Source organism: Kosakonia cowanii JCM 10956 = DSM 18146 (genome assembly GCF_001975225.1).
GTDB lineage: Bacteria > Pseudomonadota > Gammaproteobacteria > Enterobacterales > Enterobacteriaceae > Kosakonia > Kosakonia cowanii.
Map to the genome: position 1 here is coordinate 2,186,265 of NZ_CP019445.1, position 13,067 is coordinate 2,199,331.

Here is a 13,067-nt window from a genome sequence, read left to right on the forward strand (position 1 = left end):
GCCGCCATCCGGCACTGACCACGCCACCCGGCAACAACACTGTGAGGAACCTATGTCCATACTCGATCTGAACGCGCTCAACGCGCTGGCGAAAGAGGAACGCGACCAGCAGCTGGCCGACACCAATGCCCAGCTTGAAACCTTCACCGCCGAAGCGCGCGTGGCGTGGGCGCTGGAAAACCTGCCGGGTGAGTATGTGCTCTCATCCAGCTTCGGCATTCAGGCAGCGGTCAGCCTGCACCTGGTCAACCAGGTCTGCCCGAATATCCCGGTGATCCTGACTGATACCGGTTATCTCTTCCCGGAGACCTACCAGTTTATTGATGAGCTGACAGAGAAGCTCAACTTAAACCTTAAGGTCTATCGCGCCGAGCAGAGCCCGGCCTGGCAGGAAGCGCGCTACGGCAAGCTGTGGGAGCAGGGCGTGGAAGGGATTGAGAAGTACAACCAGATCAACAAAGTCGAGCCGATGAACCGGGCGCTGGCTGATCTCAATGCGCAAACCTGGTTTGCCGGGTTGCGCCGTGAGCAGTCTGGTAGCCGCGCAGCGCTGTCGGTGCTGGGCATTCAGCGCGGTGTGTTCAAAGTGCTGCCGATCATCGACTGGGATAACCGTACGGTGTACCAGTATCTGCAAAAGCAGGGGCTTAAGTACCATCCGCTGTGGGATCAGGGCTATCTGTCAGTCGGTGACACCCACACCACCCGCAAATGGGAGCCGGGCATGGCAGAAGAGGAGACGCGCTTCTTCGGCCTGAAACGCGAATGCGGGCTGCACGAAGGGTAACTCTTCAGCCGTTGCCGGATGGCTACCGCGATTTTGCCGGTGTTGTAGGCCGGATAAGGCGCAGCCGCCATCCGGAAAACAGACCGCACCGGCTTAAGGCATCACATTGCCGGATGGCGCTAACGCTTATCCGGCCTACGATGAAGAGCCCGGTGTTGTAGGCCGGATAAGGCAAAGCCGCATCCGTCAAACAAACCGCACCGGCTTACGGCACCACACTGCCGGATGGCGCTAACGCTTATCCGGCCTACGATGAAGAGCCCGGGGTTGTAGGCCGGATAAGGCGCAGCCGCCATCCGGCAAACAGACCGCACCGGCTTACGGCATCACATTGCCGGATGGCGCTAACGCTTATCCGGCCTACGATGATGGCTGCGGTTTTGTAACACTCTTACTGCATCACACTCACATGGGCGGCGACAATCCGCCATCCGAACGGGAACTTCACCCATGTCTGCATCTGGCGGCCGATGCGCTCGCTGTTTTCGCGGGTAAACTCGGTGCTCGCCACCGCCATCTCATCGCCGAAGGTGGTGATGGTGGTATTACGTAACACCCGCTCTAATCCGGCTGACGGTCGCGCATGGCGAAAATCGCGGATTGCCGCCATGCCGTAAAGGTTCTCCGTCGCCCCGTAGCGCACCGTGCGCCCGTCATCCCAGAACAGCTCATCCAGCACCGCCACATCATTACTGATTAACGCCTGCTCATAACGATAAAACGCCGCTGTCACCTCGTTGAGGATCAGCGGGCGGTCAATATTGTCCCGATTCATGCCCCCTCCTGCGGATAAAGAAGCCCGGCCTGCTCCAGCCGCCATGCTGCCTGTAAACAGCGCGCCTCCTGCCACGGCGCGCCAATAATCTGCACGCCAATCGGCAGCCCGCGCTCACTCTTCAGTGCCACGGTCACCACCGGCAGGCCGAGAAACGAAATCGGCTGCGTCAGCATCCCCATGCTCGCTTTAACCGGCAAGTCACAGCCGTTAATGCGCATTGTCGCGTCCCCGATCTGCGTGGCGCTGCACGGCGTGGCGGGAGCGAGTAGCAGATCGACATCCTTAAACAGCGCCAGCGTCTCATCACGAAACCAGGCCCGGAAGCGCTGCGCCTGCGTATACCACGCCGACGGCGTCATCGCCCCTGCCAGCAGGCGCTCGCGCGAGTTCGGCTCAAACTTATCCGCCGCCGTGCGCAGGGCAGGCAGGTACGCATTTCCCCCTTCGGCAGCGGTCAGCACAAACGCCGCCGAACGCGCCAGCTCCGCCTGCGGCAGCGTCATCGCACGATCCGCAGCTAGTGCTTGTGCCACCTGGCTTAAGGCGCCCCTGGCATCGTTATCGCACCAGGTGGTGAAGAACCCCTCCAGCACCGCGCAGCGCAGCGGATCGTCACGGGTAAGCTGCGTAAGCGCTCGCTCAAGCGGGCGATCCGCTTGGGCGCGATCGTCCGGATCGTGCCCCTGCATGGCGTCATACACCCGCGTCAGATCGTCGACGGTGCGCGCCAGCGGGCCGATATGATCGAGGCTCGGCACAAAGGGGTGGCTGCCGCTGCGCGACAAACGCCCGAAGGTTGGTTTCAGGCCATTCACACCGCAGAGAGAAGCGGGCACGCGGATCGAGCCGTTAGTGTCGGTGCCGAGAGCGAAACTGACCATCCCCGCCGCGACCGCCGCCGCCGAGCCGCCAGAGGAGCCGCCTGCCACGCGGGTGCGATCGCGCGGGTTGCGCGTCGCGCCGTAGTGGCTGTTCTCAGTGGTAAAGCCATAGGCATAGGCGTCCATATTAAGCGCCCCGGCCAGCAGCGCTCCGGCGCGATGGAGCTGGCGCAGGGCAAAGGCATCCTGCGCGGCGGGCGGATCGTTGCTAAACAACTCCGCACCAGCCAGCGTCGTCACGCCTGCAATATCAAACAGGTTTTTCACCGCAAACGGCACCCCCGCCAGCGGCGGCAGCGTCTCGCCCCCGGCGATCTGGCGGTCAATCTGCGCCGCCTCGGCAAGCAGGCGCGGAGCGGTGACTTCAGTAAAGGCATTAATGCCGGGGTTAAGTTGATCGATGCGCGATAACGTCTGCAGCGCCAGTTCGTACGCGCTGAACCACTTCTCGCGCAGCCCGCGCTGAATATCCTCAATCGACAGATTCATAAGCGGTACTCTCCCGCCCCTTCCTGACGAGGGGGCAGGGGAAACTGCATTAACGGCTGCGCCATCGCCGCGATGCGCGCCAGCTGCACCTCAAGCTCCGCACGGCGCGCGTCATCAAGCGGCACGTCAAGTATCTGCTCCACCAGCCGGATCCACGCCGGCCAGTCTGTTGCGTCGTTATTCATCATCGCTCCTTAGAAACCTGCCGCGCTGCCGTTGCTGCGCGGATCAAATGCCCCCTCCAGCATGCCGTTGGCATGGCGCACAATCGCACCGGCATGGCCGGTCGCTTCGCTTAAGCCGGGCAGCCACTCCACTTCATGCCCCATGGCGCGCAGTGCCTGCGCCGTCTCTTCGCTAAAACGGTTCTCCAGCTTCAGGCTGTCGGAGGTCTGCCCCCAGGTGCGCCCGAGCAGCCAGCGCGGGGCGCAGACCGCCTCCTGCAATCCCATTCCCTGCAATACATGTCGGGTAAAGATCGCCGCCTGGGTCTGCGGCTGCCCGTCACCGCCCATCGTGCCGTAGACCATGGTGCGCCCATCATTAAGCCGCGCCGCCGCCGGGTTTAAGGTGTGGAACGGCTGTTTGCCCGGCATCAGCGCCAGCAGATGTTCCGGGTCGAGGCTGAAGGCCGCGCCGCGGTTTTGCAGCAGCACGCCGCTCTCCGGCAGCACTACGCCGCTGCCAAACTCGTGATAGATACTCTGGATAAACGACACCGCCAGCCCGTTTTTATCCACCACGCCCATCCACACCGTATCCCCCGGCCCTTTGCCTGGGCCCCAGGGGGCGGCGCGCTGCTCATCGATGCTGGCGGCGAGCTGTTCCAGCGGTGCCTGCTCCAGCAGGCTCTGCACCGGCAGCGTGACGTGGCGCGGATCGGTGATATAGCGGTCGCGCAGGCCAAAGGCTTTTTTGGTCGCTTCGACAATTCGGTGGATGGTCTGCACTTCACTGGCCTGTTCCATCGCCAGGTGATCGGTAATGCCGAGGATCGCCAGCGACACCAGCCCCTGAGTGGGCGGCGTCATGTTGAACACCTCGCCCTGGCTGTGCGCGAGGCGCAGCGGCACGCGGCGCTGGGCGCGATGAGCGGCGAGATCCTGCGCGGTCACCGGCAGGCCTAAGGCCGCCATTTCAGCGGCGATAATCGTTGCCAGCGGGCCGCGATAAAAACTGCCCAGCCCCTCAGTGGCAAGCCGGGTTAAGGTGCGCGCCAGTTTCGGCTGGCAAAAGCGGCTCCCCGCCAAAGGCGCACTGCCCTCTGGTAAGAAGGTGTCGGCAAAACCGGGGACATCGACCAGCTCAGCGTACTTCGCCTGGGTGGCGCTGGCCTGCGACTGGGTGACGGGAATACCGTCGGCGGCGTAGCGAATGGCATCTGCCAGCAGGCGCGAAAGTGGAAGCTGCCCGCCGCCGAGTGAGGTGGAGAACGTCAGCGCCTCCTCCCAGCCGCTCAATGTGCCGGGCACGGTTAACGCCGCCAGCGGGCCGCGATGGGGAATATGCGCATGCCCGTCATAAAAGGCGGTGGTCGCGTGCTGGCCCGCCGCGCCGCTGGCATCGATCGCCAACGGTTCGCCGTTCGGCGGCACAATCAGCCAGAAGCCGTCGCCGCCAATGCCGTTCATATGCGGGTAGACCACCGCAATGGTGGCCGCCGCCGCGACCATCGCTTCAATGGCGTCACCGCCGTGGCGCAGCACCGAGAGCGCCGACTCGCTGGCAAGGTGGTGGGGCGTTACCGCCATACCGGAGGGGGCCATATTACTCTGCATCGTCACGCTTCCTTTTTTGCGGGTATAGCAGAGTGCTAAGCAAGAGCTGTTCCAGATTGACGCGATACGTTTCACTGTGTCAGCTTTAGCTGAAACAAAAGTTGCAGGAGGCGTTATGCAGCAGCTCGATATGCGCTTACGCGCGTGTTACGACCACCTCTCGCCGCAGGAGCAGCGGGTGGCCGCCTTTATTCTCGATCACTTCGACGACCTGGTGAGCTACAACAGCGCGGAGCTTGCCCGCTTAAGCGGCGTGTCGAAGGCGACCGTCAGCCGCCTGTTTCGCCGACTCGGTTACGACAACTTCAAAGCGATGCGCGATGAGCTGCGCACCCTGCGCCAGAGCGGGATGCCGCTGGCGGAAAGCCGCGAGGCGGTGCAGGGCAACACGCTGCTGGCGCGCCACTATAAGCAGGAGATGGCGAACCTGACCCAGTGGATCAACAGCCTCGATGCGGAGCAGTTTGCCGCCATTATCGCGGCCCTGAGCGCTGCCCGGCGGGTGGTGATCATTGGCTTTCGCAACAGCGCGCCGGTGGCGCTGCATCTGCGCCAGCAGTTATTGCAAAGCCGCGGGCAGGTGGCGGTGATGCCACAGCCTGGGCAGACGCTGGCGGAGGAGATTGTCGATCTCACTGAGGAGGATATGGTGGTAATGGTGGCGTTTCGCCGCCGTCCGCGCGGCGTGCGTCCGCTGCTGGAGACGCTGCAAAGCCGCGGCGTGCCGGTGCTGGTGCTGAGTGAAGCGCAGGCCAGCGGGCTGAAAGCCGTTAGCCGCTGGCATATCGGCCTGCCGCTGGAGAGCGTCTCGGCCTTCGACAGCTACAGCAGCGCCATGAGCCTGGTGAATCTCCTCGCTAACGCGCTGCTGCACACCACGCTTAGCGAAGGGCGGCAGCGCATTCACACTATCGCTGCGCTCTATCAGGATCTCGACGAACTCGAAGCGCGCTGATGCACTTTTTTGGTGCTTTCGCACCACGCTGATGACACCTCGCGGGGCACGCTGTGCCCCCGATTTTGTGGTTTACCCCGCAGTCCCGTCCCCTCCGTCTATGGCACATTAGTTGCAGAAATAGAAAATAAGAACCTTTTGTTTCATTGACCGGATGAAGGACGTGCCAATGTTTGATCTCTCCCACAGTTCACAAATCAACCCGCCTCAACGCCTGCTGATGGGGCCAGGGCCGATCAATGCCGATCCGCGCGTACTGCGCGCAATGGCGAGCCAGCTTATCGGCCAGTACGATCCGGTGATGACCGGCTACATGAATGAGGTAATGGCGCTCTATCGCGGCGTCTTTCGCACCGAAAACCGCTGGACGATGCTGGTGGATGGCACCTCGCGCGCCGGTATTGAGGCGATCCTCGTCTCCGCCATTCGCCCCGGCGACCGCGTGCTGGTGCCGGTGTTTGGCCGCTTCGGTCACCTGCTTTGTGAAATCGCCCGCCGCTGCCGCGCCGAGGTGCATACCATCGAGGTGCCGTGGGGCGAAGTCTTTACGCCGGATCAGATTGAAGAGGCGATCAAGCGCGTTAAGCCGCGCCTGCTGCTGACGGTGCAGGGCGACACCTCGACAACGATGCTGCAACCCCTCGATAAACTGGGCGAGATCTGCCGCCGCCACGATGTGCTGTTTTACACCGATGCCACGGCGTCACTCGGCGGCAACGCGCTGGAGAGCGATGCCTGGGGGCTGGATGCGGTCTCTGCCGGGTTGCAGAAGTGCCTTGGCGGGCCGTCCGGCAGCGCGCCGGTCACCTTAAGCCCGCGCATGGAGGCGGCGATCCGCGCTCGCCGCTGTGTTGAGCAGGGGATCCGCACCGAGGCCCACGAAGATGGCAGCGAGGAGATGATCTACTCCAACTATTTCGATCTCGGCATGGTAATGGATTACTGGGGGCCGGAGCGCCTGAACCACCACACCGAAGCCACCAGCATGCTCTTCGCCGCCCGCGAATGCGCGCGCATTATGCTGGAGGAGGGGATGGATAACCTGATTGCCCGCCACGAACTGCACGGCCGCGCGCTGCTCGCCGGTATCCAGGGAATGGGGCTTGGGGTGTTTGGCGACATCCGCCACAAGATGAATAACGTGCTCGGGGTGGTGATCCCGCCTGAGGTGCACGGTGAAGAGGTGCGCCAGCGCCTGCTGAACGATTTCCATATTGAGATTGGCACCTCCTTCGGCCCGTTGCAGGGCAAGATCTGGCGCATCGGCACCATGGGCTATAACGCGCGCAAAGATTGCGTCCTGCAAACCCTCACCGCGCTGGAAGCGGTGCTCAACCGCCTCGGTTTTCGTACCGTGCAGGGCGCGGCGATGCAGGCAGCCTGGGATGTGTATGAAGGAGCGCGCGCATGATGAATCAGGAGGAGGCCGCCTGCGCCGCCGCTCGGGTAATGGCGCGCTGCGACGCGCTGGCGCAATTAAGCGAAAGCACAGAGGGGCTGACCCGCGTTTATCTCTCGTCGGAGCATTTGCAGGCCAACGCGCTGGTCGCGCAGTGGATGCAGCAGGCGGGCATGAACACCTGGCAGGATGCGGTCGGCAATATCTGCGGGCGCTATGAGGCCGCGCAGCCGGGCGCGCAGGCGCTGCTGCTCGGCTCCCATCTCGACACGGTGCGCAACGCCGGGCGTTACGACGGCATGCTCGGTGTGCTGGCGGCGATTGAAGTGGTCGATGCGCTGAACCGTGCCGGGCTGCGCGGGGCGCAGGCGATTGAGATTATCGGTTTTGCTGATGAGGAGGGGACGCGCTTTAACATCGCCCTGCTTGGCAGTCGCGGGCTGACCGGCAGCTGGCCCGCCTCGTGGCTTGCCTGCGAGGATGCGCAGGGGATAAGCGTTGCGCAGGCGTTAGCCCTTGCCGGGCTGAGCGCCGATGCGATTTTTGCCGCCCAGCGCCCGGCGGCGGATTTCTCGGCCTACCTCGAGTTGCACATTGAGCAGGGGCCGGTGCTGGAGCAGGAGGATCTCGCCCTCGGCGTGGTGAGCGCGATTAATGGCGCGCACCGCCTGCATGCCCGCTTTACCGGCGAAGCGGGCCATGCCGGGACGGTGCCGATGCGCCATCGCCGCGATGCGCTGGCCGCCGCTGCCGAATGGCTGCTGTTTATTGAGCAGACCACCCAGGCCTTCGCGCCGGATATTGTCGCCACCGTTGGTACCTTGCAGTGTGAACCCGGCGCGGTGAACGTGATCCCGGGTGCGGTAAGCCTGACGCTCGATATTCGCAGCCCGCAGGATGAGGCGCGCGACGCGCTGCTGCAACGCTTGCTGGATCAGGCCGGGGAGATCGCGGCGCGGCGCGGCGTGGGTTTTAGCCATGAGATTTTTTATACCATTGCCGCCACGCCCTGCGATGAAGCTCTGCGTGCGCAGTTAAGCGACGCGGTGTGGGAAGTGCAGGGGCGCACGCTGTTGTTGCCGAGCGGTGCCGGGCATGACGCCATCGCCATCGCCGAACGCTGGCCGTCGGCGATGCTCTTTGTGCGCTGTGCGGGAGGCATTAGCCACCATCCGGCGGAGAGCATTGCGGGGGGTGATGTCGCCCAGGCGCTGCGCGCCTTTAGCCTCGCAGTTGGTCAGCTTATTGCACGTCCTTCCGCCATTGCCTGACGGCGGCTGCGCCTTATCAGGCCTACAACACCCGGCTCACACACGCAACACACCCGTAGGCCCGATAATCGCAGCGCCATCGGGCGATACAAACCCCACATCCCTCTCAAGAATCGCACCATCGGATGGTGCATTTGTGAACGTTTTGCTCTTTTTTGGTGCATATGTTGCACAAAAACTGTGCATTCGCCGCTTATCCTCCTCTGAAGCGCTGCTTTTCCCGCCACTGCTGGCAAAAAATAAACATCTTTAAATCAATGTATTAACAAATATTTCAAAAATATAACTGAACCAATGATCTATTGGTTCGCAAATTGCTTAATAAACCCTGAGTGGCAGCAGGCATAAAAACCATAACTTGCTGTTATGAAATAAAAAGATAACGCAAAACGCGGATGAACCAATATGGAAAAACCCTCACGCTATCTGGCGAACTCCAGCACAGCGCTTGAACAGCTTCGTGGCCTTATCCACCAGTATGAGTCAACACCAGGGACTCCTCTGCCGACAGAGCGCGAGCTGGCTGAAATGTTTGGCGTCGGGCGGCGCGAGATCCGCCGCGCCCTCGACGTGCTGGAGGAGGAGGGGCGCATCTGGCGCAAGCAGGGCAAAGGGACCTTTACCGGCCCTACCGCGCCTGCCTCGCCCGTTGCGCTACAAGGGCTGGTTCAGCAGACCAATATGCTGGAAGTGATGGAGTCGCGCTTACAGATTGAGCCAGGCCTGGCGCGGCTGGCGGCACTGCGGGCAAGCCCCGAGCAGCTGGCGCTGATGCAGCGCATGCTTGAGCGCATCGATAACGTCAGTGCCGAAGATCCGGACCTCAATGAACTGTGGGACAGCGCCTTTCACCGGGCGATTGCCGAAGCGGCGGGCAACCGCCTGCTGCTTGGCCTGTTCGACACCCTCGACGCCGTGCGCCGCGAACCCGCCTGGCACCACCTGCGCGAGCTGGCGCGTACCCCGGCGAAGGTCGACCGCTACAACGATCATCATCACCGCATTATGCAGGCGATCCGCGATCGCAAGCCGGCCGCGGCCGCCATGGCGATGCGCGAACACCTGCTCGATCTGCAATACGCCCTGATCCAGGCCATCCACATTGAGGACGATATGCCATGACGACGATCCCGTTTCACGATCCCGCGCCGGTGCTGCGGATAACCAACCTGAAGGTGCAGTTTGCCGGATCGCCGGTCAGCGTATTAGATGGCATCTCTCTGAGCGTAAAACGCGGTGAGACGCTGGCGCTGGTGGGCGAATCGGGCTGCGGGAAAAGTATTACTTCGCTGGCGTTAATGGGGCTGCTGCCCACCAGCGCGCAGATTGTCAGCGGCGAGATGCACTTTCGCGACCAGGATCTGCGCCAGCTCGCCCCGCGTGACTATGCCGACCTGCGCGGCAATGCACTGGCGATGATTTTTCAGGAGCCGATGACCTCCCTCAACCCGGCGTTCACGTTAGGCGATCAGCTCAGTGAAGCGGTGATGCGCCACCAGAACGTCTCGCGCAACGAGGCGATGGCGGCGGCGCTACAAATACTCGAAAAAGTCCAGATCCCCGCCCCGGAGATGCGCCTCAAAGCCTATCCGCACCAGCTCTCCGGCGGTATGCGCCAGCGCGTGATGATCGCCATGGCGCTGATTAATAATCCCCGGCTGCTGATTGCCGACGAACCGACCACCGCGCTCGATGTCACCATCCAGGCGCAGATCCTCGCTCTGCTCAACACCCTAAAGGCCGAGACCGGCACGGCAGTGTTGATGATCACCCACGATCTTGGCGTGGTGGCAGAGGTGGCGCAGCAGGTGGCGGTGATGTACGCCGGTCAGGTGGTGGAGCAGGGAAGCGTCGAGGCGATTTTTGCCGATCCGCAGCACCCTTACACCATCGGCCTGATGGGCTCGATCCCGTCCCTCGGCGCACGCAAAGGCCCGCTCTCCACCATTCCAGGCGCGGTGCCGCTGCCGGAAGCGATGCCGAAAGGGTGCCGCTTCGCCACCCGTTGTCCCTTTGCGCAGACGCGCTGCCATCAGGAAAAACCGACCTTACAGCCGCAGGGGCATGGTCACCTGGTGGCCTGTTTCCGCGCGCCCCTTGAACAGCATATCGCGCTGGGAGAAACCGCATGAGCACACCGATTCTTGAAGCCCACGATCTCAGCAAACGCTTTGCCGGGCCGTCGCGCCTCTTTGCGCCAAAACGGTATGTCACCGCCGTCGATCGCGTCTCGCTGACGGTTTACCCCGGCGAAACGCTGGCGATTGTTGGCGAATCCGGCTCCGGTAAATCGACCCTCGGCCGCCTGTTGCTGCGCCTGCTCGCCGCTTCCGAAGGCGAGGTGTATTACCAGGGCGAGGCGATCACCCATGCCAGCGGCGCGCGCGTTAACCAGCTGCGCCGCGAGCTGCAAATTATCTTTCAGGACCCCTTTGCCTCCCTCAACCCGCGCATGACCGTCGAGCAGATCGTCGGCGAGCCGCTGTGGCTGCACCAGAAGATGGGAAAAAGCGATCGCCAGCTGCGCGTGGCGGAACTGCTCTCCACCGTCGGGCTGCCCGCCGCCTGGGCGCGCCGTTACCCCCACGAGTTCTCCGGCGGCCAGCGCCAGCGTATCGGCATTGCCCGCGCGCTGGCCTCGGGGCCGAAACTGCTGCTCGGCGATGAGCCGGTGTCGGCGCTCGATGTCTCGGTGCAGGCGCAGGTGGTCAACCTGCTGGAGAACCTCAAGCAGCAGTTTGGCCTGACGATGATTATCGTCGCCCACGGTCTGGCGGTGATCCGTCATATGAGCGACCGGGTGGCGGTGATGTATCTCGGGCAGATTGTTGAGATGGCGACGGTCGAAGAGATTTTCGATGCACCGCTGCACCCCTACACCCAGGCGCTGATCGCCTCTGCGCCGCAGACGCAGCCGGGCCTTGAGCGGCAAACGCCGCTGTTGCAGGGCGATCTGCCTAACCCGGCCAACCCGCCGCAGGGCTGCCGTTTTCACACCCGCTGCCCCTATGTCAGCGATGAGTGCCGCCAGCTTGAGCCGATTAACCAGCTGCTCGACGGCGGCCGTCAGGTGGCCTGCCATCGCTGGCAGGAGATTAACCGCGATCGCAGCGTTATCCAGATTGCTCCACCTTCCGCCGCCTTCCTGCGCCGCCGCGCGCTGTTTGAACAGGCAGCCTCTCACTCGTCCCGTTAAAGGAAACAATAATGATTGTGCGAAATTCTCTGTTGACCGTTCTGGGAAGCGTTATGTTGCTGGGCGCGGCGTTGCCGACCCACGCTGAAAGTGTGCTGAAAGTGGGCCTCGGCGCCGATCCCGATATGCTCGATCCGCATCTGGCACGCACCTACTACGGGCGTTTTGTCTTTGCCTCGCTCTGCGATCGGCTGGTGGATGTCGACGCCAACCTGAAGGTGGTGCCGGGCCTCGCCACAGCGTGGACATGGAGCGAAGATGGCAAAACCCTGACCATGACTCTGCGCGAAGGGGTCACCTTCCACGATGGCGAGAAGTTTGACGCCGCAGCGGCAAAATATAGCCTCGACCGCGCCCTGACGCTGCCAGGCTCGCTGCGTAAAAGCGAGCTCTCGTCGGTGGAATCCGTTGAGGTGACCGGGCCGATGCAGATCGCGCTGCACCTGAAAACGCCGGACTCCGCGCTGCTGATGCAGCTCACCGACCGCGCCGGGGCGATGCTGGCACCAGAGGCGGCGAAGAAAGCCAATTTCGCCGCGCACCCGGTCTGCTCTGGCCCCTATAAATTCGACAGCCGCGTCGCGCAGGATCGCATTGTGCTGACCCGCTTCGATAACTACTGGAACAAAGGCGCGTACCACTTCGACAAAGTGGTCTATCTGCCAATCCCGGATGCCTCCGTGCGGCTGGCCAACCTGCGTGCGGGCGATCTCGATCTGACGGAAGGCGTTGCCGCCAGCGACGTGAAAACCGTGCAGGGCGACAGCAAGCTGCAACTGGCGAAGGTAACCGGCCTCGGCTATCAGGGCATTACGTTTAATATCAATAACGGCAAAGTGCCGGCCAACGATCCGTTTAAAGATGCACGCGTGCGCGAAGCCTTCTCGCTGGCTATCGACCGCGAGGCGCTCAACCAGGTGGTATTCGAGGGGCTTTATACCCCGGCAAATCAGGCCTTCTCGCCGGTCAGCCCGTATCACGTCAAGCTGCCGGTTGCGCCGCGCGATGTGGAGAAAGCAAAAGCGTTGTTGCAGGCCGCCGGGGTGAAAACGCCGCTGACCGTCTCGCTGCTGGTGCCGAATAACCCCACTTCGCAGCAGGTGGGCCAGGTGCTGCAAGCGATGACCGCCGAAGCGGGCTTTAACATCAACCTGCAGATGACGGAATTTGCCACCCTGCTCGACAGACAGCAGAGCGGTGATTATCAGCTCAGCTTCTCCGGCTGGTCCGGCCGCCCGGATCCCGATGGCAGCGTCTTTGGTTTTGTACACAGCAAAGGCGCACTAAACGATGGCCGCTACAGCAACGCTCAGGTCGACACATGGCTGACCGAAGCGCGGACGCAGAACGATCCCGCTACCCGCCAGGCGCTGTATGAAAAAGTGGTGAAACAGCTGCAAACGGATATGCCGATTGCCTACCTCTACTTTGAGCCGCGCCTGTTCGGGCTGAACAAAAAAGTGCAGGGCTTTACCCCTTACCCGGACGGCATTGTGCGTCTGGCGGGTCTGAGCTTCGCCAAATAACCCGTCA

Annotated in this window: 12 protein-coding genes; 8 read left to right on the forward strand and 4 right to left on the reverse strand. The window is 62.6% G+C overall.

What is annotated here, in order from left to right:
- The first annotated feature begins 52 nt into the window (after positions 1–52).
- Positions 53–787, forward strand: a complete 735-nt coding sequence (gene cysH / locus BWI95_RS10245) for a phosphoadenosine phosphosulfate reductase (protein WP_076769428.1) — start codon at positions 53–55, stop codon at positions 785–787.
- 391 nt (positions 788–1,178) lie between these two features.
- Here the strand turns inward: cysH and hpxZ are convergent, their stop codons facing one another.
- From hpxZ to BWI95_RS10265, 4 genes are read right to left on the reverse strand one after another with little or no spacing between them, the layout of a single operon-like run.
- The gene (gene hpxZ / locus BWI95_RS10250; RefSeq protein WP_054804669.1) at positions 1,179–1,562 is read right to left on the reverse strand and encodes an oxalurate catabolism protein HpxZ; all 384 of its coding nucleotides are present in this window, start codon (positions 1,560–1,562) and stop codon (positions 1,179–1,181) included.
- Positions 1,559–2,935: an AtzE family amidohydrolase gene (locus BWI95_RS10255; protein WP_076769429.1), complete on the reverse strand. Its 1,377-nt coding sequence runs from the start codon at positions 2,933–2,935 to the stop codon at positions 1,559–1,561. The genes hpxZ and BWI95_RS10255 overlap by 4 nt, the downstream gene beginning before the upstream one ends.
- On the reverse strand, positions 2,932–3,120 hold the full coding sequence (gene hpxX, locus BWI95_RS10260) for an oxalurate catabolism protein HpxX (protein ID WP_415859156.1): 189 nt from the start codon (positions 3,118–3,120) through the stop codon (positions 2,932–2,934). Before hpxX ends, BWI95_RS10255 begins: the two co-directional genes overlap by 4 nt.
- A 9-nt stretch (positions 3,121–3,129) precedes the next feature.
- A complete protein-coding gene (locus BWI95_RS10265; RefSeq protein WP_054804605.1) occupies positions 3,130–4,713 on the reverse strand; it encodes a gamma-glutamyltransferase family protein in 1,584 nt (527 codons plus the stop codon).
- Between the two features lie 115 nt (positions 4,714–4,828).
- Here BWI95_RS10265 and BWI95_RS10270 point away from each other — a divergent pair, with 115 nt between their 5' ends.
- From BWI95_RS10270 to BWI95_RS10300, 7 genes are all read left to right on the forward strand, one after another.
- On the forward strand, positions 4,829–5,668 hold the full coding sequence (locus BWI95_RS10270; protein ID WP_054804606.1) for a MurR/RpiR family transcriptional regulator: 840 nt from the start codon (positions 4,829–4,831) through the stop codon (positions 5,666–5,668).
- A gap of 169 nt (positions 5,669–5,837) precedes the next feature.
- Entirely contained in the window at positions 5,838–7,079 is a 1,242-nt protein-coding gene (locus BWI95_RS10275) for a pyridoxal-phosphate-dependent aminotransferase family protein (RefSeq protein ID WP_054804607.1), read from the forward strand.
- Positions 7,076–8,338 carry an allantoate amidohydrolase gene (hpxK, locus tag BWI95_RS10280; protein WP_076769430.1) on the forward strand — a complete coding sequence of 421 codons (1,263 nt, stop codon included), beginning with the start codon at positions 7,076–7,078 and terminating at the stop codon, positions 8,336–8,338. Before BWI95_RS10275 ends, hpxK begins: the two co-directional genes overlap by 4 nt.
- A gap of 405 nt (positions 8,339–8,743) precedes the next feature.
- A complete protein-coding gene (locus tag BWI95_RS10285) occupies positions 8,744–9,460 on the forward strand; it encodes a FadR/GntR family transcriptional regulator (RefSeq protein WP_023479491.1) in 717 nt (238 codons plus the stop codon).
- Entirely contained in the window at positions 9,457–10,470 is a 1,014-nt protein-coding gene (locus BWI95_RS10290) for an ABC transporter ATP-binding protein (RefSeq protein WP_054804608.1), read from the forward strand. Before BWI95_RS10285 ends, BWI95_RS10290 begins: the two co-directional genes overlap by 4 nt.
- Positions 10,467–11,534 carry an ABC transporter ATP-binding protein gene (locus BWI95_RS10295; RefSeq protein ID WP_023479459.1) on the forward strand — a complete coding sequence of 356 codons (1,068 nt, stop codon included), beginning with the start codon at positions 10,467–10,469 and terminating at the stop codon, positions 11,532–11,534. The genes BWI95_RS10290 and BWI95_RS10295 overlap by 4 nt, the downstream gene beginning before the upstream one ends.
- A gap of 11 nt (positions 11,535–11,545) precedes the next feature.
- A complete protein-coding gene (locus BWI95_RS10300) occupies positions 11,546–13,060 on the forward strand; it encodes an ABC transporter substrate-binding protein (RefSeq protein WP_208864608.1) in 1,515 nt (504 codons plus the stop codon).
- The last annotated feature ends 7 nt before the right edge of the window (positions 13,061–13,067 follow it).

Excerpts from the sequence above, each read along its gene's own strand:
- BWI95_RS10290 (WP_054804608.1), top strand. The coding sequence starts at position 9,457 with ATGACGACGATCCCGTTTCACGATCCCGCGCCGGTGCTGCGGATAACC.
- BWI95_RS10285 (WP_023479491.1), top strand. The coding sequence starts at position 8,744 with ATGGAAAAACCCTCACGCTATCTGGCGAACTCCAGCACAGCGCTTGAA.
- BWI95_RS10300 (WP_208864608.1), top strand. The coding sequence starts at position 11,546 with ATGATTGTGCGAAATTCTCTGTTGACCGTTCTGGGAAGCGTTATGTTG.
- hpxK (WP_076769430.1), top strand. The coding sequence starts at position 7,076 with ATGATGAATCAGGAGGAGGCCGCCTGCGCCGCCGCTCGGGTAATGGCG.
- BWI95_RS10295 (WP_023479459.1), top strand. The coding sequence starts at position 10,467 with ATGAGCACACCGATTCTTGAAGCCCACGATCTCAGCAAACGCTTTGCC.
- BWI95_RS10255 (WP_076769429.1), bottom strand. The coding sequence starts at position 2,935 with ATGAATCTGTCGATTGAGGATATTCAGCGCGGGCTGCGCGAGAAGTGG.
- hpxX (WP_415859156.1), bottom strand. The coding sequence starts at position 3,120 with ATGAATAACGACGCAACAGACTGGCCGGCGTGGATCCGGCTGGTGGAG.
- BWI95_RS10270 (WP_054804606.1), top strand. The coding sequence starts at position 4,829 with ATGCAGCAGCTCGATATGCGCTTACGCGCGTGTTACGACCACCTCTCG.
- cysH (WP_076769428.1), top strand. The coding sequence starts at position 53 with ATGTCCATACTCGATCTGAACGCGCTCAACGCGCTGGCGAAAGAGGAA.
- BWI95_RS10275 (WP_054804607.1), top strand. The coding sequence starts at position 5,838 with ATGTTTGATCTCTCCCACAGTTCACAAATCAACCCGCCTCAACGCCTG.
- BWI95_RS10265 (WP_054804605.1), bottom strand. The coding sequence starts at position 4,713 with ATGCAGAGTAATATGGCCCCCTCCGGTATGGCGGTAACGCCCCACCAC.
- hpxZ (WP_054804669.1), bottom strand. The coding sequence starts at position 1,562 with ATGAATCGGGACAATATTGACCGCCCGCTGATCCTCAACGAGGTGACA.